The 20,181-nt window shown below is 60.4% G+C and carries 19 protein-coding genes; 12 read left to right on the top strand and 7 right to left on the bottom strand.

Annotation, left to right across the window (positions count from 1 at the left end; translation table 11 throughout):
* Window positions 1–61 precede the first annotated feature (61 nt).
* Together LCU97_RS18685 and LCU97_RS18680 are read right to left on the bottom strand one after the other, a co-directional pair.
* Window positions 62–580 (bottom strand): ankyrin repeat domain-containing protein, encoded by a 519-nt coding sequence (locus LCU97_RS18685; RefSeq protein ID WP_053149895.1) that lies wholly within the window; start codon window positions 578–580, stop codon window positions 62–64.
* A 95-nt stretch (window positions 581–675) separates the two neighbouring features.
* On the bottom strand, window positions 676–2,502 hold the full coding sequence (locus LCU97_RS18680) for a long-chain-acyl-CoA synthetase (protein ID WP_232777454.1): 1,827 nt from the start codon (window positions 2,500–2,502) through the stop codon (window positions 676–678).
* Between the two features lie 350 nt (window positions 2,503–2,852).
* Here LCU97_RS18680 and LCU97_RS18675 point away from each other — a divergent pair, with 350 nt between their 5' ends.
* The gene (locus tag LCU97_RS18675; RefSeq protein ID WP_053149889.1) at window positions 2,853–3,131 is read left to right on the top strand and encodes a DUF3509 domain-containing protein; all 279 of its coding nucleotides are present in this window, start codon (window positions 2,853–2,855) and stop codon (window positions 3,129–3,131) included.
* 52 nt (window positions 3,132–3,183) lie between these two features.
* On the opposite strand, the gene LCU97_RS18670 is transcribed toward LCU97_RS18675, so the two are convergent.
* From LCU97_RS18670 to aroC, 3 genes are read right to left on the bottom strand one after another with little or no spacing between them, the layout of a single operon-like run.
* Complete coding sequence (locus tag LCU97_RS18670) at window positions 3,184–3,729, bottom strand: 1,2-dihydroxy-3-keto-5-methylthiopentene dioxygenase (protein WP_232777453.1); 546 nt, start codon at window positions 3,727–3,729, stop codon at window positions 3,184–3,186.
* Between the two features lie 34 nt (window positions 3,730–3,763).
* Window positions 3,764–4,909: an MFS transporter gene (locus LCU97_RS18665; RefSeq protein ID WP_053149883.1), complete on the bottom strand. Its 1,146-nt coding sequence runs from the start codon at window positions 4,907–4,909 to the stop codon at window positions 3,764–3,766.
* Window positions 4,910–4,943: 34 nt separating this feature from the next.
* Window positions 4,944–6,035 carry a chorismate synthase gene (gene aroC, locus LCU97_RS18660; RefSeq protein WP_232777452.1) on the bottom strand — a complete coding sequence of 364 codons (1,092 nt, stop codon included), beginning with the start codon at window positions 6,033–6,035 and terminating at the stop codon, window positions 4,944–4,946.
* A 126-nt stretch (window positions 6,036–6,161) separates the two neighbouring features.
* Here aroC and LCU97_RS18655 point away from each other — a divergent pair, with 126 nt between their 5' ends.
* Entirely contained in the window at window positions 6,162–7,115 is a 954-nt protein-coding gene (locus LCU97_RS18655; protein WP_232777451.1) for an alpha/beta hydrolase, read from the top strand.
* Between the two features lie 97 nt (window positions 7,116–7,212).
* Entirely contained in the window at window positions 7,213–8,001 is a 789-nt protein-coding gene (locus LCU97_RS18650; protein ID WP_053149875.1) for a hypothetical protein, read from the top strand.
* Between the two features lie 180 nt (window positions 8,002–8,181).
* On the opposite strand, the gene prmB is transcribed toward LCU97_RS18650, so the two are convergent.
* Window positions 8,182–9,090: a 50S ribosomal protein L3 N(5)-glutamine methyltransferase gene (gene prmB, locus LCU97_RS18645; protein ID WP_232777450.1), complete on the bottom strand. Its 909-nt coding sequence runs from the start codon at window positions 9,088–9,090 to the stop codon at window positions 8,182–8,184.
* A 254-nt stretch (window positions 9,091–9,344) separates the two neighbouring features.
* Between prmB and LCU97_RS18640 the strand changes: the two genes are divergently transcribed.
* The 5 genes from LCU97_RS18640 to LCU97_RS18620 all read left to right on the top strand — a co-directional run bounded on the left by LCU97_RS18640 (window position 9,345) and on the right by LCU97_RS18620 (window position 12,107).
* Window positions 9,345–9,935, top strand: coding sequence for a cysteine hydrolase family protein (locus LCU97_RS18640; RefSeq protein ID WP_053149869.1), 591 nt, complete (start codon window positions 9,345–9,347; stop codon window positions 9,933–9,935).
* A gap of 121 nt (window positions 9,936–10,056) precedes the next feature.
* A complete protein-coding gene (locus LCU97_RS18635) occupies window positions 10,057–10,377 on the top strand; it encodes a hypothetical protein (protein WP_053149866.1) in 321 nt (106 codons plus the stop codon).
* Window positions 10,378–10,451: 74 nt separating this feature from the next.
* The gene (locus LCU97_RS18630) at window positions 10,452–11,009 is read left to right on the top strand and encodes a Smr/MutS family protein (RefSeq protein WP_053149863.1); all 558 of its coding nucleotides are present in this window, start codon (window positions 10,452–10,454) and stop codon (window positions 11,007–11,009) included.
* A 77-nt stretch (window positions 11,010–11,086) separates the two neighbouring features.
* On the top strand, window positions 11,087–11,632 hold the full coding sequence (gene folE / locus LCU97_RS18625) for a GTP cyclohydrolase I FolE (protein ID WP_011333202.1): 546 nt from the start codon (window positions 11,087–11,089) through the stop codon (window positions 11,630–11,632).
* A 103-nt stretch (window positions 11,633–11,735) separates the two neighbouring features.
* Window positions 11,736–12,107 carry a glutathione S-transferase N-terminal domain-containing protein gene (locus LCU97_RS18620; RefSeq protein ID WP_232777449.1) on the top strand — a complete coding sequence of 124 codons (372 nt, stop codon included), beginning with the start codon at window positions 11,736–11,738 and terminating at the stop codon, window positions 12,105–12,107.
* A 61-nt stretch (window positions 12,108–12,168) separates the two neighbouring features.
* Here the strand turns inward: LCU97_RS18620 and LCU97_RS18615 are convergent, their stop codons facing one another.
* The gene (locus LCU97_RS18615; RefSeq protein WP_232777448.1) at window positions 12,169–13,335 is read right to left on the bottom strand and encodes an aminotransferase-like domain-containing protein; all 1,167 of its coding nucleotides are present in this window, start codon (window positions 13,333–13,335) and stop codon (window positions 12,169–12,171) included.
* Between the two features lie 81 nt (window positions 13,336–13,416).
* On the opposite strand from LCU97_RS18615, the gene LCU97_RS18610 reads away from it, so the two are divergent.
* From LCU97_RS18610 to LCU97_RS18595, 4 genes are all read left to right on the top strand, one after another.
* On the top strand, window positions 13,417–13,848 hold the full coding sequence (locus tag LCU97_RS18610; protein WP_232777447.1) for a MarR family winged helix-turn-helix transcriptional regulator: 432 nt from the start codon (window positions 13,417–13,419) through the stop codon (window positions 13,846–13,848).
* Between the two features lie 225 nt (window positions 13,849–14,073).
* A complete protein-coding gene (locus LCU97_RS18605; RefSeq protein WP_232777446.1) occupies window positions 14,074–15,423 on the top strand; it encodes an NCS2 family permease in 1,350 nt (449 codons plus the stop codon).
* Window positions 15,424–15,487: 64 nt separating this feature from the next.
* A complete protein-coding gene (locus LCU97_RS18600; protein WP_232777445.1) occupies window positions 15,488–16,117 on the top strand; it encodes a LysE family translocator in 630 nt (209 codons plus the stop codon).
* Window positions 16,118–16,209: 92 nt separating this feature from the next.
* Window positions 16,210–19,923 (top strand): calcium-binding protein, encoded by a 3,714-nt coding sequence (locus LCU97_RS18595; RefSeq protein WP_232777444.1) that lies wholly within the window; start codon window positions 16,210–16,212, stop codon window positions 19,921–19,923.
* Window positions 19,924–20,181 lie beyond the last annotated feature (258 nt).

The following is a 20,181-nucleotide window of genomic DNA, read 5'->3' as shown; positions in this document are numbered from 1 at the left end:
GGGATCAGGTTGTGGGGGCAAAGCTGGCTCCCACAACCGATGCCAAAAGAACGATGGCGGTTCAGCCGATCAGCTTTTCCAACTGCGCCGTGGTATCCACCGCACCCATGGTCCGGGCCGCATCGAGGGCCGAGGCACCATTGGCGTCCTTGGCTTTCGGGTCCGCCCCTTTGCTGATCAAGTAATCGACGATCTGCACCCGGTTGAACATCGCCGCCATCATCAACGCCGTTCGACCATCGAAGGAAGCGCCTTCCACCTGGGCGCCGCCCTCCACCAATGCCGTGACAACAGCCAGATCGCCCTTGAAGGCCGCGCCGGCAATCGGGCTCTGGCCATTGTCGTTGCGTATTTCCGGATCGGCCTTGTGCTCCAGCAACACTTTCACCGTATCCACGTGCCCGTGATAAGCGGCCAGCATCAACAAGGTATCGCCCTTGTGGTTGCGCAGGTTGGGCGGCAGGCCTTTGCTCAACAACGCGGCCATCATGGCGGCGTCGCCCTGGCGTGCCACGTTGAATACCTGCTCGGCAAATTCCGCAGCCTCTTCCGGGGTCATCTGGCGGCTTGTATCGGGCATGAGAACACTCCATTCAGGTCTTTGCAAAGCCGCTAGTTTCCGGGGGGACTCATGCCCTGTCATCCTCTTTTTCCTTGTACTGGCCATAGCCAGAATCAATAGCGGTATTGCCCACCCTGGATCTGCGTCGCCAACTGCCGGTCGACACGCACGTAGGTTCCGGTGCCGGGCAACCAGGCATAGACCGGCTCCTCGCCCGTGACGCAAGGGTCGAACGCTTCGCTGCGCAGGCGAGTCTTCTGGTACTTGAAGGTGCCAGTGGTGTCCATCTTCACTTTGATGCGCAGGAACAGCGGTACCGCATAGGGTGGCAATCGACCTTGCAGGAACTGGAGCAACTCGCTGAAATCCAGGGTCGCCAGGGATTCGGCCGGGGTGATCGCCGCCATGCCGGCGCGCCCGTTGGTGCCGGAGATTTCCACACCGTAGGCCACAGCCTCGGCTACCTGCGGATGCTGCAGCAGGACATTCTCGACTTCCGTGGTGGAGACGTTTTCACCTTTCCAACGGAACGTGTCGCCCAGGCGGTCGACGAACTGTCCATGCCCAAATCCGATATTGCGCAGCAGGTCACCGGTGTTGAAATAACGGTCGCCGGGCACGAAGACGTCCCGGTAGACGGTTTTCTCGGTCTTGGCCGGATCGGTATAGCCGTCCAGGGGCGCCTTGTCGTCGATCCTCGCCAGCAAAAGGCCCGGTTGCCCCTTGGGCACCTTTTGCATGCGCCCTTGCAGGTTGCGCAACGGCGTCCCGCTGTCGTGATCGTAACGCACCAGTTCCCAACCCATCAGGGAAAAACCGACGGTATTGTCGAAATTCAGTACGTTGGTAAAACCGATGTTGCCATCGCTGGCGGCATACAACTCGCAGATATGCTCAATGCCGAAACGCGTCTTGAAGGCCGACCAAGCGCCTGGACGCAGGCCGTTGCCAATCATCTTGCTGACTTCATGCCGACGGTCTTCGACACTGGCGGGCTGATCCACCAGATAGCGACACAACTCACCGACATACCCCAGGGTGGTCGCCCGATAGTGGCGTACATCGCTCCAGAACTGACTGGCGCTGAACTTGCGCCGGATGGCGAACCCCGAGGCGCCGCAAATCGCCGCTCCCCAACAGACACACAGGCCTGTGGCGTGGTACAGCGGCAAGGTGCAATAGAGAATGTCGTGCGGCTGCATGTCCAGGGCGATCAAGCCAAAACTGGTGGAGGTGCGCATCCAGCGACCATGGCGGAACACGCCGGCCTTGGGCAACCCGGTGGTGCCCGAGGTGTAGAGGTAAAAACAGGGATCGTTGAAAAACACTTGGCGGCTGCTGGACGGGTTGTCGCCCGGATAGCCCTGGCTGTTGCCCATCAGGTCGACGAATCCCTCGGGAATTCCTGTGTTTTGTTCATCCGCGACCCACCAGGTGCGAGCGCTCGACAGTGCGGTTCGGCTTCGCACGTCGTTGTAGGCCGGGACGCGCTCGTCCCCCACCACCACCGCGACTGGCGCGACCAGCGCCAGGCTGTGCACCAATGCATCCCCCGTCTGCGAGGTATTGACCATGGCACTGACGGCGCCGACCTTCGCCACGGCCAGCACCGTCACCAGCAGTTGCGGACGGTTTTCCAGGAAAACAGCAACGCAATCACCCTTGCCGATCCCCTGCGCCAAGAAGTAGTGGGCCATGCGATTGGCCTGCTCGTTGACCTGCGTATAGCTCAGGGACAGGTCACCCCACAACAATGCCGGCCCCTGGGGATTGCGTTGCGCGGCTTGTTCGAAACACCACCCCAGGCCACACGGCTGGGCCGGATCCCGCACGTTGGCAAGCTTCAGGCCCTTGACGATCCGGGGAATGGCCCTGGCAAGGGTGGGCAGCTTGCGCAGCATCATGCCCCAGGTAATGGCGTCGCTGGGTGTACGACTCATGAAACTCCCCGTTCGACCTCGCGGGCCTCGGTTCTTGGCATCGGATTGAAGTGATTTGCGCTCGAAAGTACGCCAGGGATTCCGGCGCTGTACATGCGGTTTTTGCAATGTTTTGTATCCATTGCTCGGCGCAGGCGAAGCGTGAGCGCCGGAGGCTCATTTGGTTCCAAAAATAATTGCGAGACCACGCAAAATGCAGGATGCACGATGGCCATTCATGCAAGATGCACGAAAGCGAAAAATGGGAAGTTTTATAACCTATTGTTTTTAAAGAGTTTTAAAGCCAGCCACAGGATGGCACAGACGCTGCAACAGCTTCTCCACGGTTTGCCACACCATGGAGCAGTCACATGAATATGATTCAAGAAAAATTTGCATCCCTGTTTTCCAACTATGAAGTCACCACACAGGCACGCCCGGATGGCGGCATTCTGCTGACCCTGCGCAACAGCGAAGGCAAACTGTTCAAACGCACGATTTCCTACGCTCAGTTGCACGCCGGGGACCAGTTGTCCTGGGCCATCAGCGCAATCCGTCGTGACCTGGCCGAACAGGCCAGCGAGCTGCCACAGATCACCCTGTTGCAGAGTCAGCATCGCTTCGCGTTGCCGACCTACCACAGCGCGTGAACAGATCGGAAACAGTGACCGGTGGGAGCGAGCCTGCTCGCTCTCACAGGTTTTAGTCTTCTAAATTCGGGAACTGGCTGGCGATTTCATCGCCGGTGAACGTCTCTTCCCACCCCCTGGAATCCCCGCGCAGGCGAATCGCCACGAAGTGCGGGTGTTCGCCCGCGTCGAACCAGTGTGGTGTACCGGCCGGCAGGGTGATCAGGTCGTTCTTTTCACACAGGACCGCGTACACGTAGTCCCCCAGGTGCAGGCTGAACAAGCCACGCCCCGAGACAAAGAACCGCGTCTCTTCCCCGGCATAGCGATGCTCCTTCAGACATCTGGCGCGCAGTTCGGCTTTTTGCGGGTAGTCACTGTCGAGGCTGATCAGATCCACCGAGACATCGCCGCGCTCGGCCTTGAATGCGTCGATCTGGACCTGGTAGCCCGCGATGACCTCAGTCTGGCTGGCACCGACCTCGAGTTTCGTCGTGGGTTGCCAGCGATCGAAGCGAATGCCTTTTTCACCCAGGGTCGCGACGATGTCCTCGAAATGCGTCAACACCTTGTTCGGGATCTCAGGACTTGAGACGTGATAAACGGACAGGCTGCTCATGACAATGGCTCCAGCAAATTAACGGTTCGAAGGCTCATGGCCTGTCTTCTTGCATGCGTACGGCAATGAGAACGGCTGCCGCAAAGGCCGCGAGGCTGGCGATGTTGAATGTCCAACCGGCACCCAGGGCGGTCCAGCTGTAGCCGGAATACAACGCGCCCAACGCCCCGCCCGTTCCGGCCAGCGCCGCGTACAACGCCTGGCCCTGACCTTGCTGGCGTGGGCCGAAACTACGTTGCACGAAATGAATGGCGGCGGCGTGGAAGCTGCCGAAGGTAGCGGCGTGCAGAACCTGGGCAAACAGCAGCACCCAGAGGAATTCGGCCAAAGACCCCAGCAGCAACCAGCGCAATGCCGCCAGCAGGAAGCTCGCCAACAGCACCCGGCGCACGGAAAATCGCGCCAGGATCCGGCTCATCAACAGGAATATCAGGACTTCAGCCACCACGCCAACGGCCCAGAGCACACCGATCAAGCCCCGGCTGTAGCCCAAGTGTTCCAAGTGCAAGGTCAGGAAGGTGTAGTACGGTCCATGGCTCACCTGCATCAGGCCGACACAGACATAAAACGCGAGCACGCCCGGGTTGCACAGCTGGCGCAAAAAGCCATCTCCTGCCACGCGCGGCCCTTGCATCGGCTGGGCGTTGGGCACCCAGAAACTGGCGAGCACAATACCGCTCATGATCAGCACCAGCGCCACCGGGTAGATGTCCAGGCTCAGCCATTCGAACAACCGCCCAAGCGCGACCACTGTGATGATGAAGCCGATGGAGCCCCACAGGCGAATCTGGCTGTAGCGCGACGCTTGCCCACTCAAATGAGCCAGGGTGATGACTTCGAACTGCGGTAGCACGGCATGCCAGAAGAAAGCATGCAATGCCATGACCATGGCCAGCCAGGCGTAGCTCTTATCGATGAAGATCAGCGAAAAAGTCAGCAGCGTACAGATCGCACCAAAACGCACGATCGCCAGGCGCTGGCCGGTGTAATCCCCCAGCCAACCCCAGATGTTCGGCGCCACGCAACGCATCAGCATGGGGATCGCCACCAGCTCGCCGATGCGCGCCGCATTAAACCCCAGGTGATCGAAATACAGCGCCAGGAACGGCGCCGTCGATCCGAGCAACGCGAAATAGAACAGGTAGAAACTGGAGAGCCGCCAGTACGGCAGTGCCGCCATGCCCGTCAGGCCACGGCGCTCGGCCAGTCAGCCATCAAAGCTGACCCAGCGCCGGGGTGGTGACCCGCACATCGGCGTTCTGGCCACGGTGGCGCAACAGGTGATCCATCAGCACGATCGCCATCATCGCCTCGGCAATCGGCGTGGCGCGGATGCCGACGCACGGGTCGTGGCGGCCTTTGGTGATGACTTCCACTGGGTTGCCGTGGATGTCGATGGAACGACCCGGTGTGGTGATGCTGGACGTGGGCTTGAGGGCCAGGTGCGCCACGATCGGCTGACCCGAGGAGATTCCGCCGAGAATGCCACCGGCGTTGTTGCTCAGGAAACCTTCGGGGGTCAGTTCGTCACGGTGCTCGGTCCCGCGCTGGGAAACACAGGCAAAACCGGCGCCGATTTCCACGCCTTTCACCGCGTTGATGCTCATCAGCGCGTGGGCCAGTTCGGCGTCGAGGCGGTCGAAGATCGGCTCGCCGAGCCCCGGCATCACGCCCTCGGCCACGACGGTAATCTTCGCGCCGACCGAATCCTGGTCCCGGCGCAACTGGTCCATGTAGGCCTCGAGCTCCGGCACTTTGTCCGGATCGGGACAGAAAAAGGCGTTCTGCTCTACCGAATCCCAAGTCTTGAACGGAATTTCGATGGGGCCAAGCTGGCTCATGTAGCCGCGAATCACGATGCCCTGGCTGGCCAGGTACTTCTTGGCAATCGCTCCGGCCGCCACACGCATGGCGGTTTCCCGGGCCGAACTGCGGCCACCGCCACGGTAGTCGCGCTCACCGTACTTGTGGTGGTAGGTGTAGTCGGCGTGGGCCGGCCGGAACAGGTCCTTGATGGCCGAGTAGTCCTTGGACTTCTGGTCGGTGTTGCGGATCAGCAGGCCGATAGCACAGCCAGTGGTACGGCCTTCGAACACACCGGACAGGATTTCGACTTCGTCGGCTTCCTGGCGCTGGGTGGTGTGGCGGCTGGTGCCGGGCTTGCGGCGGTCCAGGTCACGCTGCAGGTCCTCCAGGGAAATCTCCAGGCCCGGCGGGCAGCCGTCGACAATGGCGACCAACGCCGGGCCATGGCTTTCGCCCGCGGTGGTGACAGTGAACAGCTTGCCGTAGGTATTGCCGGACATGCAGGGAGCTCCGAAAAATCGCCGATTCGTAATGGCCGCCAGTATACGCAGGCTCCCGGCTTAGTTCATCCTCGAACCTTATCGGTGGCCGCCAGTCCAACCGGCACCTTCGCAACTGATGGCTTGATGATGTTAAAGCTGCTTGTCGTGTGCCTTACCCTCTTTTCCGGCCTGGCCCAGGCCGTGGTATTACAACGTCCCATCAGCCTCGACACGGGCAACGGTGAGCTGTTCGGCTCGTTGTTGTTGCCCAAGTCCGACACGCCGGTGCCGGTTGTCCTGATCATTTCCGGGTCGGGTCCTACGGATCGTGACGGAAACAACCCCGAGGGCGGTCGCAACGACAGTCTCAAGCGCCTGGCCTGGGTACTGGCCAGGCACAACATCGCCAGCGTGCGTTACGACAAACGCGGCGTGGCCGCCAGCCTTGCCGCAACGCCGGACGAACGCAACTTGAGCGTCGAAGCCTACGTGGCCGATGCCGTGGCCTGGAGCCGTAAACTCGCCAGCGATCCGCGGATGGGCCCGTTGATTCTGCTGGGCCACAGCGAAGGCGCGCTGATTGCCAGCCTCGCCGCGCCCCAGGCCCATGCGGCGGCGGTGATTTCGCTGTCCGGCAGCGCTCGGCCGATCGATCAGGTGCTGCGCCAACAACTGAGCCAGCGCCTGCCGCCACCCTTGATGCTGCGCAGTAACGAACTGCTCGACAGCCTCAAGGCGGGCCGTCCGGACGGGAACGTGCCGGCGCAGTTGCAATTCATTTTTCGCCCCAGCGTCCAGCCCTACCTGATCTCGCTGTTTCGCCAGGACCCCGCCGGAGCTTTCGCCGCGCTTAAAGTACCGGCGCTGATCATCCAGGGCAGCCATGACATCCAGGTCGGCGTCGAAGACGCCAGGCAATTGAAGGCCGCCAGGCCCGACGCCGAACTGGCGCTGATCGAAGGCATGAACCACGTGATGCGCATCGTGCCCAACGACGTGAAACGGCAACTGGACTCCTACAAAGACCCCAACCTGCCCCTCGCGGCCGAGCTGGGCACCCGGATCGTGGGTTTTATCGACTCAATCGCGCCCCGTTGAGCGGTGGGCACTGAAGTCCTGCCAAGAGCGGCCGATAAACCGGTGTCGGACAGCGCATTGACTGTCGACAAGCCGGCCTGGACAGGATTTCGCCGTTATGACTGACACTGAAGCTACACCCGACACCACCGCCGAGACGCCCGCCCCAGCAGCGGCGGAGTTGCCTTGGGCGGACGTGCAGGCCGAGCACCATAAGATGCTCCGGCTGGCCCCGCTCAAGACCGACCGTGCCACGGGTGCGCGGCCGCTGCGGTTCGTCGAATTCAACTATGCCGAGCGCCACAGCAAGGAGCGCAGTTTGCTGCGCATGAGCGTTCAGTTGCCAGGCCAGCGGGTGCGCAAGGAACAGAATCATCTGGACGTCTGGGCCGACCATGTCGAGAAACGCCTGCATTTTTCTCCGGACAGCCTGCAAGTCGAGCCGTTGAATCGCGGCCTTGGCCGCTTCCTCGCCGCCCAGGCCATCACCTGGGCCAAGAAACGCTGGTCGGGCTATCGGGTGGAAGGCACCGACCTGAATAACAAGGACGCCCTGAACGAAGACACCCGCCTGCGCCGCGATCACTTCCTGAAGGCCCATGGCTTCGCGGTGGTCTACGCCGACGCCCAGCATCTCAAGGGCAGCGTCAAGCAAGTCCAGGTCGGTGACCTGGTGGGGGATTGGAACACCGAGAAGGTTCAGTTCGTGGAGATTCTCGAAGCCGCGCAGATGCTGCAACAAGCCGAGCAGAACCTGGCGGAACAGGAAGTCAAACTGCAGAAGCAGGAAGAACGGGTTTCCAAGTTCAAGCGCGAAGACGCCGGCCTGCGTTTCACCATTACCTGTCTGGTGGCTTTTGCCATGTTCCAGGCGGGGCTGTTGATCTGGATTGCGACGCGGCACTAAGAGCCCGCAGCGAGATAACCTTGTGGGAGCGAGCCTGGTGGGAGCAAAGCTTGCTCGCGATACGAGCGACTCGGTTTCAAGAAAACCACGTTGTCTTCATCGCGGGCAAGCCTTGCTCCCACAGGTATTGTGTTCCGCCAGTACGCTTCGGGATAAATCCCCCAGCGAAAAAACTGTGGATCAAACCCGCGAAGCAAACAACGCCTGATGCTGACGGCATTGCTCGGCGCTGAGCATGAACACGCCATGGCCGCCGCGCTCGAACTCCAGCCAGGCGAAATCGACTTCCGGATACAGCGCTTCGACGTGAACCTGGCTGTTGCCCACTTCGACGATCAACAACCCCTTCTCGGTCAAATGATCGGCCGCCTCGGCCAGCATCCGGCGGACCAGGTTCAAACCGTCGTCACCACAGGCCAGCCCCAGCGCCGGTTCGTGCTGGTATTCCTGGGGCATGTCGGCGAAATCTTCCGCATCGACGTAGGGCGGATTCGACACGATGAGGTCGAAACTCTGCCCCGGCAGGCCGTCGAAACCATCGCCTTGCACGGTAAACACACGCTCGTCGACGCCGTGACGCTCGATGTTCTGGTTGGCGACTTCCAACGCTTCGAACGACAAGTCGGCCAGCACCACCTCGGCCTCCGGGAACTCATAGGCACAGGCGATGCCGATGCAGCCCGATCCGGTGCAAAGGTCGAGAATTCTCGCAGGCTCCCGGGCCAACCAGGGTTCGAAGCGTTTCTCGATCAGCTCACCGATGGGCGAGCGCGGAATGAGCACGCGCTCGTCGACAATGAAAGACATCCCGCAGAACCAGGCCTCCCCCAGCAGATAAGCCGTCGGGATGCGGTCGGCGATACGTCGATGCAACAGACGCTGTACATGGACCAGCTCATCGTCTTCGAGCCGGCAGTCCAGGTAGCTGTCAGAGATTTCCCAAGGCAGATGCAGCGCGCCCAACACCAGTTGCCGGGCTTCATCCCAAGCGTTGTCGGTGCCATGGCCGAAAAACAGATCCTCCCCATGAAAACGGCTGACGGCCCAACGGATATGGTCGCGCAGGGTGCGAAGGCGGGAAGTGATCACGGCGGCAAACTCCAGAAAAAACGACTGGCGAGTCTAACAGCCAAACACGCCGTCACCCAAACCGGCCTCAAGGACGACCGAAAAACGCCAGGGCGACCGTAGGATCTTTCCATTTTTTGAGCTGCCTATTGAACAACACAGGCATCTTGACAAGGCTGTAGGCCAGCAACGGCGGCCCTTGCGATGGAAGCGATTCACAGAACCGCTCAGCCAGAGGACAATGTCGCAAAAGCCCCACCCGAAGGAGCCCCAGAATGTCCGTTCCAAAAACGATGTTTCAACTCAGTGGCCGTGGTTACGCGGCGGCCAACCTGAGTCAAGCGACCCTGATCATCATCGATGCCCAGAAGGAATACCTCGCCGGCCCCCTGGCCCTGAGCGGCATGGATGCAGCGGTTGCGAACATCAAGCAATTGCTCGGCGCGGCCCGTGCCGCCGGCCGCCCGATCGTGCATGTGCGTCACCTGGGCACCCATGGCGGGCTCTTCGACCCTCAGGGCGAACGCGGCGAGTTCATTCCAGGGCTCGAACCCCAGGGCGACGAAACCGTGATCGGCAAGTTACTGCCAAGCGCCTTCCACGGCACCGAACTGAAAAAACGCCTGGAAGAGTTCGGCCCACTGGACCTGATCGTCTGCGGGTTCATGAGCCATTCCAGCGTCAGCACCACCGTGCGCGCTGCCAAGAACCTCGGTTTTCGCTGCACACTGGTGGAAGACGCCTGCGCCACCCGCGACCTGCCGCACAAGGGCGGCGTGCTCAGTGCCGAACATGTGCACCAGACCGAAATGGCGATCATGGCGGACAACTTCGCCACGCTGGCCCTGACCCACGACCTCATCTGAATGTCCTTCGATGAGCGGCCCGTTCCGCCGCTCATCCGCAAAAGCCTCTCATTCGCCTGGCCCCCGGAACAACCCGAGCATCTTCCGGTCGAAGGGCCGATACCCACTGAGGAAGGTCGGAATGAAGATATCCGATGGTTTTGACGCACGTCGCTTGCGGCCCAAAGGCCCGAGCAACTGGCGGTTTCGTGTCGGTGCGGCGATCGCCGCGCTCCTGGCAACACTGGGTGTCCTGCTGGCCATGGCCGGTGCCGCCAGCCTGCTGGGTCGCCCGCCCGCGCTGGGCGAGTTGAACGCTACCCCTGTCGGTTCATCGATCATCCTGGCGATCGGTCTGCTGGTATTGTGGCTGGGCATCTGGCTCTGGCGCCGCTGCCGCCGTCGCGCTCGCCAATCCCTGGAGCTGGCCATGGCTCCCCACCTCATGAAAAAGCACGACTGATCCGCCATTCGACGTTTTGTCGCGCCCGATCCCGCTGGACTTGGGTAAACTGGCCGGCCTTCGCGGAGGCTGACATGCAAGACGACGACTTTTCCCTGTTCAAAAGTGCGATCCAGGGCGTAAAACCGATCAAACACGATCGTGCCGAAACCGGCAAACCCAAGGCAGATCGCGCTCAAATCGCCAAGCTGCGCCAGGCCGCCACCGTGCGCGCCGATGCCACCACCGTGGACGGTTTGTCCGATCAATTCGTGATCGACGTGGGCCCCGAAGATGAGTTGATGTGGGCCCGCGACGGCGTCCAGGAAAGCCAGATGCGTAAACTCAAGGTCGGGCAGATCCCGTTCGAAGGCAGCCTGGACCTGCACGGCATGACCGTGGAAAAAGCCCGGGAAACCCTCTGGGCCTTCCTGGCCGAAGCGACGAAATTCGAAATCCGCTGCGTGCGCGTCACCCATGGCAAGGCCGTACGGCTGGACGGCAAGCGACCGATGATCAAAAGCCATGTCAACACCTGGCTGCGCCAGCACCCGCAAGTGCTGGGCTTCACCTCCTGCCAGGCGAAACACGGCGGCGCCGGGGCAGTGTATGTGATGCTCAAGCGCACCATGATGGAAGGCCGCGACGAGTAACCCGCGATTACCGAGCTTGCAGCGCCGTGTCCGCCACCGTACCCTTGCCCTTTGCGTAAAATCCCACAGGTAGTTTCATGTCTCTGGAACAGAATTACACCGCGATTCTCGGCCAACTGGGCGAGGACGTCTCCCGCGAGGGCCTGCTCGACACGCCCAAGCGTGCTGCCAAGGCCATGCAGTACCTCTGCCGTGGTTATCAACAGACCCTCGAAGAGGTCACCAACGGCGCCTTGTTCAGCTCCGACAACAGCGAAATGGTGCTGGTCAAGGACATCGAGCTGTACTCGCTGTGCGAGCATCACCTGCTGCCTTTCATCGGCAAGGCTCACGTCGCCTACATTCCGAGCGGCAAGGTGCTGGGCCTGTCGAAGGTGGCGCGGATCGTCGACATGTACGCCCGTCGCTTGCAGATCCAGGAAAACCTCAGCCGCCAGATCGCCGACGCGGTCCAGCAGGTGACCGGCGCCCTGGGTGTGGCGGTGGTGATCGAAGCCAAGCACATGTGCATGATGATGCGCGGTGTGGAGAAGCAGAACTCCTCGATGATCACTTCGGTGATGCTGGGAGAGTTCCGGGAAAACGCCGCGACCCGCAGCGAATTCCTCAGCCTCATCAAGTAACCCGTCTTACGAAGAAAAACCGGCATCGATCGCCGGTTTTTTTTCGCCTGTGAAAATCAGGTAAGCTGCGCGCCCTCTTCTTCCGTGCTGCGAGGCTTGTACCGTGATCGTCAAAGCGCTTCGAGTTGGCCTGGGCCAGCTGATTATCTTTCTGGATTTCATCACCCGCCCGAGCAAAAAGCAGCGTCCGGCCGATGCCCAGGCACAGGTCGACCAGGCCGCACGTGGCCTGACGCTGTATCAGTTCCATGCCTGTCCGTTCTGTGTGAAGACCCGCCGCACCCTGCGCCGCCTCAACGTGCCGGTGGCCCTGCGCGATGCGAAAAACAATGAGCAGGACCGCCAGACGCTGCTGGAGCAAGGTGGCCGGATCAAGGTGCCGTGCCTGCGCATCGAAGAGGATGGCAAGACCACCTGGATGTATGAGTCCAAGGTGATCATTGATTATCTGGATAAGCGGTTTTCGGCGGTCTGATCGTTTTTTGTCGACTGGGCTGGCCTGCTCGCGATGAGGCCAGCCCAGTCACTACAAATATTCAGGCAGCTTGCGCAGCCATAGCCTCCCGCACCACCCCCGCCAGCCGCTGGAGCCCTTCATCCAGCCGCGCCGGGTCGATATGACTGAAATTCAACCGCAGATGCCCGGGGTGCTTGTCCGGCTCCGGGAAGAACGGTTCACCCGGCATGAACGCCACGTCGGCGGCCAGCGCGGCACCGAGCAAGGTGCGGGTGTCCAGGGGACGTTTGAGGGTCAGCCAGAAAAACAGCCCGCCCTGGGGCACGTTCCAATCCGCGATGTCGGCAAAATGGGTCAGCAGTCCCGCCTGGAACCGGTCGCGACGATCCCGGTAGAAGTCCCTCAACTCACTGAGATGGCTGCGATACCGCTCGGTGCCGATCCATTGCAGTGCCTGCCATTGACCGATTCGGTTGGTGTGCAGGTCCGCCGATTGCTTGAGCCGCAGCAAATGCGGGAACAGGTCCGGGCTGGCGATCAGATAGCCCACCCGCAGTCCAGGCAACAGGGTTTTCGACACGGTGCCCGTGTAAATCCAACTGGCCTTTTTCAAGCGACTGACAATCGGCGTGGCGCTACCGCCATCGAACGTCAGCTCGCGGTAGGGTTCGTCCTCGATCAAGGTCACGCCGAACTCATCGAGTAGCGCCGCCACCGCATCGCGCTTGGCTTCGCTATAGCGCACCGCCGAAGGATTCTGGAAGGTAGGAATCAGATAGATGAAGGCCGGCCGGTGCTGCTCCAACCGGGCTCGCAGTTGCTGCAGGTCCGGGCCATCGGCCTCCAGCGGCACCGTGATGCAAGCAGCCCCGAACAGCTGGAAAATCTGCAGCGCCGCCAGGTAAGTCGGCGCTTCCAGCATGATCTCGGTGCCGACATCGATATGCAGTTTCGCCGCCAGGTCGAGGGTCTGCTGGGAGCCGCTGACCACCAGGACCTGACTCGCCTCACAAGCCACGCCCAACGCTCGCGCCTGCGCAGCCAGGGCTTCGCGCAAGGCCGGCTCGCCTTCGCTCATGCCGTATTGGCCCATGGACAACGGCATGGCTTCCCACTCCACTTTCGGGAGCATGGCTTCTGCCGGCAGGCCTCCGGCAAACGACATCACTTGCGGCCGCTGCGCCGCTGCCAGGATTTCTCGAATCAAAGAGCTTTTGAGGCGCGAGACACGTTCGGAAAAAGCCATGGAACCACCTGTAGCGAGGCATTGGAAAAATGAGTCAAACTTATTGACCGAAATTACTCCGACCTCTCTGGATACGTCAATATGCTTGACCTTAAAAACCCATCCTCTCAACAAATGGCTATGGAAGCGTTCTTCTTCGGCTACCAGGCGTTCACCGCCAAAGCCGACGAAATGCTCGAGCGTCGCGGGTTGAGTCGAGTGCATCAGCGGATCGTGTTCTTCATCGCCCGTTACCCGTCGCTCAGTGTGAAAGAACTGCTGGTGCTACTCGGCGTGAGCAAACAGGCGCTGAACATGCCGCTGCGGCAGTTGATGGAGATGCACTTGGTGAACAGCGTCGCGTCCGAAACCGATAAGCGTAAGCGGCTGCTGGCACTGACCGCCGAGGGCGAGCGGTTCGAACAGGCGTTGCGTCGGGAGCAGGTGAAATTGCTGGAGCGTGTATTTGCCGAGGCTGGGGAAGAGGCGGTAAATGGGTGGCTGGCGGTGAACCTGGGGCTAGGGAAGGCTTAGTTCAGAGGTTGCCAGGGCTCGCGATATACCCTATCGCCATACATTTCGTCTACAAAACCAAAAACATTATTTGCTTTATTTGTATACAAAAGCATAATTCGCCTCGTGCGAGTTTCTGACCACGAGGTCAACACTTCGCCAGCCTTACCTGCCTCAAAGCGCTGCAGCCACCCTCAGGGGGCTGGGTGCTGGAAATAACAATAAAACTCTTGAGGAGTATTCGCTGTGGAAAGCCGCAAACCCGAAGCCCGAACGCTGGATCTCTCGCCGCCATCAAGCGGTGGCTGGCTGGAACGCCTCTTCAAACTCAGCTTGCATGGCACCACGGTGAAGACCGAGCTGATTGCCGGCCTGACAACCTTCATCACCATGGCCTACATCATTTTCGTTAACCCCAACATCATGGCCGACGCCGGCATCGATCATGGCGCCGCGTTCGTCGCCACTTGCATCGCCGCCGCCCTGGGTTGCCTGTTGATGGGCCTGTACGCCAACTGGCCGGTGGGCCTGGCGCCGGGCATGGGTCTGAACGCGTTTTTCACCTACACCGTAGTCGGCACCATGGGCTACAACTGGGAAACCGCCCTGGGCGCGGTGTTCGTTTCCGGTGTGCTGTTCATGATCCTGACGTTGTCACGGATCCGGGAATGGCTGCTCAACAGTATTCCGGTCAGCCTGCGGTTCGCCATGGGCGCCGGGGTCGGGTTGTTCCTCGGCCTGATCGGTCTGAAGACCGCCGGAATCATCGTCGACAGTCCCGCCACGTTGATCAGACTCGGCTCGCTGCGTGAACCCGGCCCGCTGCTGGCCGCCGTGTGTTTCCTGATGATCGCCGTGCTCAGCTACCACCGCGTGTTCGGTGCGATCCTGATCAGCATCATCGCCGTGACCCTGGCGGGTTGGGGCCTGGGGCTGGTGCAGTACAACGGCGTCATGTCGACACCGCCCAGCCTGGCGCCGACCTGGATGGCAATGGACGTGGCCGGCGTGTTCAACGTCAGCATGATCAGCGTGGTGCTGGCCTTCCTGTTCGTCCACATGTTCGACACCGCCGGTACCTTGATGGGCGTCGCCCAGCGAGCCGGCCTGGTGAAGGCCGACGGTCGGATCGAGAACCTGTCTCGCGCCTTGAAGGCCGACAGTGCTTCCAGTGTCTTTGGCGCCATGGTCGGCGTGCCGCCGGTGACCAGTTACGTGGAAAGCGCCGCCGGCGTGGCGGCCGGTGGCCGGACGGGGCTTACCGCGGTGACCGTCGGCATGCTATTTATTGCCGCGATGTTCTTCGCGCCGCTGGCCGGGATGATTCCTGCCTACGCCACCGCCGGAGCGTTGATCTATGTCGCCATGCTGATGATGGGCGGTATGGCCCATATCGAATGGGACGAACCGACCGACAGCATCCCGGCCATCGTGACCGCCATCATGATGCCCCTGACCTTTTCGGTCGCCGACGGCATCGCGTTGGGTTTCATCACCTATGTGGTGCTCAAGGCCTGCACCGGTAAACACAAGGACATTTCAGTCAGCCTGTGGGCGCTCTGCGCGATTTTCATCGCCAAGTTCATTTTCCTGTAGGCGATACATCGATCCACCCGCCTCACCCCTCCGGGTGGGGCTTTTGTATATCAGGAGCAAAGCAATGAATCTGGAAACCTGGCTGTTGTTCAGCGGTGCCGCCCTGGTGGTGATCCTCATTCCGGGCCCGCTGTCGTTGTTGATGATCGGCAACAGCCTGAACTATGGCCTGCGTCGCTCGTACCCGGCGTTCCTGGGCGGTGTGTTCGCCTCGATCTGCCTGTTGAGCGCCTCGGCGCTGGGGCTCGGTGCGCTGCTGCTGGCCTCGGAAAAGTTGTTCAGTGCCTTGAAGATCGTCGGCGCGCTGTACCTGTTTTACCTGGCCTGGCAGAGCTGGCAGCAATCGCGCCAACCCTCCCAAGGCGCCGAAGTGCCCCAGGCTGCTACCGTCCCACGATTTCGCGCATTGTTCGGTCGGGCGTTCGTGCTCGGCGCCAGCAACCCCAAGGACATCCTCTTCTTCGCCGCGTTCCTGCCGCAGTTCCTGAGCGCCGAACAGCCGTTCCTGCCGCAACTGCTGGTCATGATCGCCACCTGGACCATCCTCGACCTGCTCTGCAAGCTGGCCTACGGCCTTGGCGCCCACGGTGCCGCGCGGTACTTGCGCACGGGCAAAGGCCAGAGTTGGTTCAATCGGATCAGCGCAGGATTATTCGGAGGTGCGGGGGCGCTGTCCTTGATGTCCACTCACTGAACGCAAAATGCGGCAACAACCCATTCCTATACTCTCCTCAGGAAAATCCCTTACATAGAGCCCTCAATCATCGTTGAACAAGGACGTTCACCATGGCCAAGGCTCTCCAACCCAGCTCCTTCCCCGACAAGCCTACCGTCGTCATTTCGGACCTGGGCTTTCACGCAAACGAACACACCGTCGAGACACTCCACTTCAACGCTGTGGATAACGTAGCGCTCTTGTCGGACCGCCTGCACAGGCGGGCTCAACTTGAAGTCGTCGATAGGCTTTATGGTCCGCTGCACATCGGTTCCGTAACGGTGACCCGCTCAGCCCTCGATGCTCTGGGAGCAACGACTGATGGGCAGCCTCTGGACGGGGACAATACGTTTTTCCGCATTGCCAATCGGTTCTTCGTGGACTCTTTGCAATTCACCGCGCCTGATATCGAAACCCGTCTGAAACTGACCACCGATACTGACGACTATCGGCTGCCGACGTTGCTGTTCGAAATAGCGAGTCAGCGCTCGCACACCGCGCTGCCGTTGCTAAGGGAAAGTCCCGAAACGCTGGCCGAGCCCGCCCGCCACCGAAGCGCACTGGAAAAGCTCTTGAAAGCCGCCCAGAAGCTGGATCTCCAGGCATTTGCGCAGCAGCCACTGCGTTGGGTGAACAAAACCAGAAGCAATGCCCTCATTCCCACGGGCCTGGGGCTCCAGGCCTTCGGTATCTACAGCGGCCTGCGGGGCTTGCAAGATGCCATTCGCAACAAGGATGCCTACCAGACCGTTTTCAATGGCAGCAGCGTGGCCGCCGAAGTGGCGTCGATCGGTGTCGAAGCCGCCGTGACCCGGCAAGCCACCCAGATGATCACGGCGGGTCAGCGTTCCCTCGGCGATTTCACTAAAACGACCTTCGCCACGAAACTGGCCCGTGGAAGCGGCTTGATTGCCAGCGTTCTGACACTGCCTTTCGACATCGTCGCCGCTGTCGACGCCTTCAAGGCGGCCGCCAACGCTACCGGGAAAGAGGCGACCGATCATTATGTCAGCGCCGCGTTGAGCGTCACCAGCGCCGCCATGACCGTCACCATCGGCCTGGCGGCACTGGCGGGGTTCAGCTCAGCCGGCCCCATGGGTCTTGCCGCGGGGCTCATCCTGGTGGTTGGGTCGCAAGTCTGGGGGGCGATTCGTCAAGTCGATGAAATCGACGACTATATAGACCTCACCGTACAGGAGCGCCTGCGCACGGGCTGGTTTGCCTTCTGGACGATCAGTCCTGATCAGGATATCCAGGATCGCTATACCATCGCCAAGACCACCGTCGGACATTCGAAGCTGCTCCAGGCCAGTGCCCTGAACTTGCTCAAGGGCCCGTTGAAAGACAGCACGGGGGCTATCGTAAACGGCAAATTCACCGTGGAACTCGAACCGGTGACCTACAACACCTGGAATTGGTGGACGGGAGAGAGATACCAGGCGACGACGGTACGTCCCAGGATCAAAGACACCGACGACCGGATCGATGCACGCAGCGGTGTGACGGCCGAGACGCCGGGTGCGGTGGTTGTATCGTCAGCCGAACACAAGGGTATCCACTGGTACATCGGCGGTGGCGACGACACGGTGCTCGGTACCGAAAACAAACCCAATGTCTTCCACTATGGCGCAGGCGTTAAAAAACTATCCGGCGGCATCAAGGATGACGTCTTCATCTTCGAGGGCAGCACCGAAACCCTCAGTGGAACCCCCAGTCGCCTCGTGGGCGGCCTGGGTAATGACACGCTCATTTTATCGGGTCGTGCCAGCGGTAATGAGCAGCCGCGACGGGGTTACGACGTCGACCTGGACACCGGGCAAGTGTCTTTCATCACTCATGTCAGTAGCACCGAAAGCGGGCTCTATCGCCACGCTGATCTGGAAAGTATCGAAAACGTAGAGATTCCCGAAGGCGGCGCGAATGTCATCAGGGGTACCGCTGGCGCAAACATCATCAAATCCCGCGGCAATGATTCCATCGAGGCCGGTGCGGGCGATGACCGGATATTCATTCTCGGTGGAAATAACCGTGATGCAGACGGCGGTCCTGGTGACGATGCCTATGCCATCGCTCATAAGCCGGGCTGTGTCTTCATCACCGAAGACGGCGCGGGCCACAGCACCATTGCGCTGGACTGGAGGGCGGACCTGATTGAAAGCTGGAAAATCGAATCAGGCAACCTGGTGATCCGTTCATGCTTCGACGCCAATGATTGGCAATTTCGCGACGTCATCATCAGGAACGTCTATGAAGACACTGATTATCCAAAGGGCCTGCAAAACGATCGCCTGATGTTCATGACCAAGGATGGCTACCATCTGGTCCCGGATTTGCCCGAGGTGATCGAGCATGTTGGCCCGCTCGACATTGAAACCGTCATGGTGCAGCCAGGCACACCCAGAAACCCGGCCATTTTGAATGCTGATGGAGAGCAACAGATCGCCCACGACAAGGATTCGAGTTTTTTCGTTTCACGTTACATTGAGCTCACGACGCTCAAGGTCAAACAAAAAAGCCGGTTTTCCACAACGCTCCATCTGGACTATATGCACGCGGAGCTGACACGCGTCGAAGCCCACTACAGCGTTCATGTCACACAGAACGATGAAGGGGACATCGTCAGATATGGCGAATGTGGCCTGACGCTTCACTTTGGCGACAGGCAGGTCGTCCTGAAGAACCTGGCGAGCTCCGATGAGCGTTACAGCGCACAGAAAGTTGAGGTGAACCGACGGGCGTTTTCCGCCTTGAGTTCACATCACACGTTTATTCTTGTCATGAAAGATGGCTCGTCCTATCGCCTGGTCCAACCCTCACCCGACTATAGCCTGCTGCTGGATAGGCCCTTCACGGATAAAGCGCCGATGGCGTGGAAAACAGAAGCGTCACTGTCAACCCTCGCCCCAACCAAAAAGCAATACGCCTGGCTGCCGCCCTTGGACAAACAGCCCTATCACCTGCGCAATCGGGCAACCTGTGCCATGCTCACCACCCCCGCGCTACAGACGGGAATCGAAGTCCTGATTGGCGAAGGCTCCACGTACCTCGTCCACCTGAGCCCGAACATGACGCTACGCCTGTCCACGCCAGGTGCGCTGGCCGGCGCAAAACCACGGTTGGCCCAGGCCTCCACCTGGGAGCTCGACGCCACTGGCCTCGGTCAAGTGGAGATAAAACTGTCCGCCAACCTGCTGCGGATTGGCACAACTGTCATTCATCTTGCCATTCCTGAAGAGCATGACCTTGTCGACCAGATACGTGTCATCACCGCGCAAGGCGTCGTTCATGCCGTCGACAGCCTGTTCGGCCGGGTTTATGTGGAAGCGCTCGATGGTCGGTATTTGTCCCCTCTTAGCGATCCCGGCGCAGCGTTGACCGATGAACTGTCGAGCCTGACATCCAGACGACTCAAGGTCTATCACATGGCCGTCAAGGATGGGTCTGCCGGCACGTTGAGCTATGACCTTGAAACCCGCAAATGGATATTCGATACCGGTGAGCCCCGCGTCATTGAAGTGGCGAATTTGAGGAAGACAAACCTGTGCGACCACCATCTCAAGATCTATCGGGACCTGGCCCGGGAAGGCCTCGATCGGACGCCTCCCATGGGTGATGACGCTCTTCGTTCATTACGGGCCAAATGCGTGGAAGTGATGGAAAGCTTCACGCTGGGGCATTCGGCGATGTTCGCTCGCACACTGGTGCTGAGCGCGCTTTTTGGCATCAGACTCTCCCGATTGAGTTGGCCCCTCTCACTGGGTGGCGCCTCGCGCCAACATACCTAGGCGTCACGCTCCCGAAGCTTCTTTCAGGCGCCCTATACATATGTAGTGCACCTGCCTGCTCATTTTCCCCGACCATCTTCAAGCCCTTGGCCTGTCAGCCGGCAGGCCTCATGGCTACGTGGACCAATCACCTTTCCAAAATATTCAAGAGCAGACATTTTCAATGAGTCCAAGACGAAATACCCGTCCCAACGTCCCGACCTCGTCCCCTGAAAGCCCCCACCCCAGCCGCGATACAACCCAGGAAGCCATGGTCAG

This window comes from Pseudomonas uvaldensis (genome assembly GCF_021271205.1).
Lineage (GTDB): Bacteria > Pseudomonadota > Gammaproteobacteria > Pseudomonadales > Pseudomonadaceae > Aquipseudomonas > Aquipseudomonas uvaldensis.
This window is presented reverse-complemented; position numbering and strand designations above follow the sequence as displayed.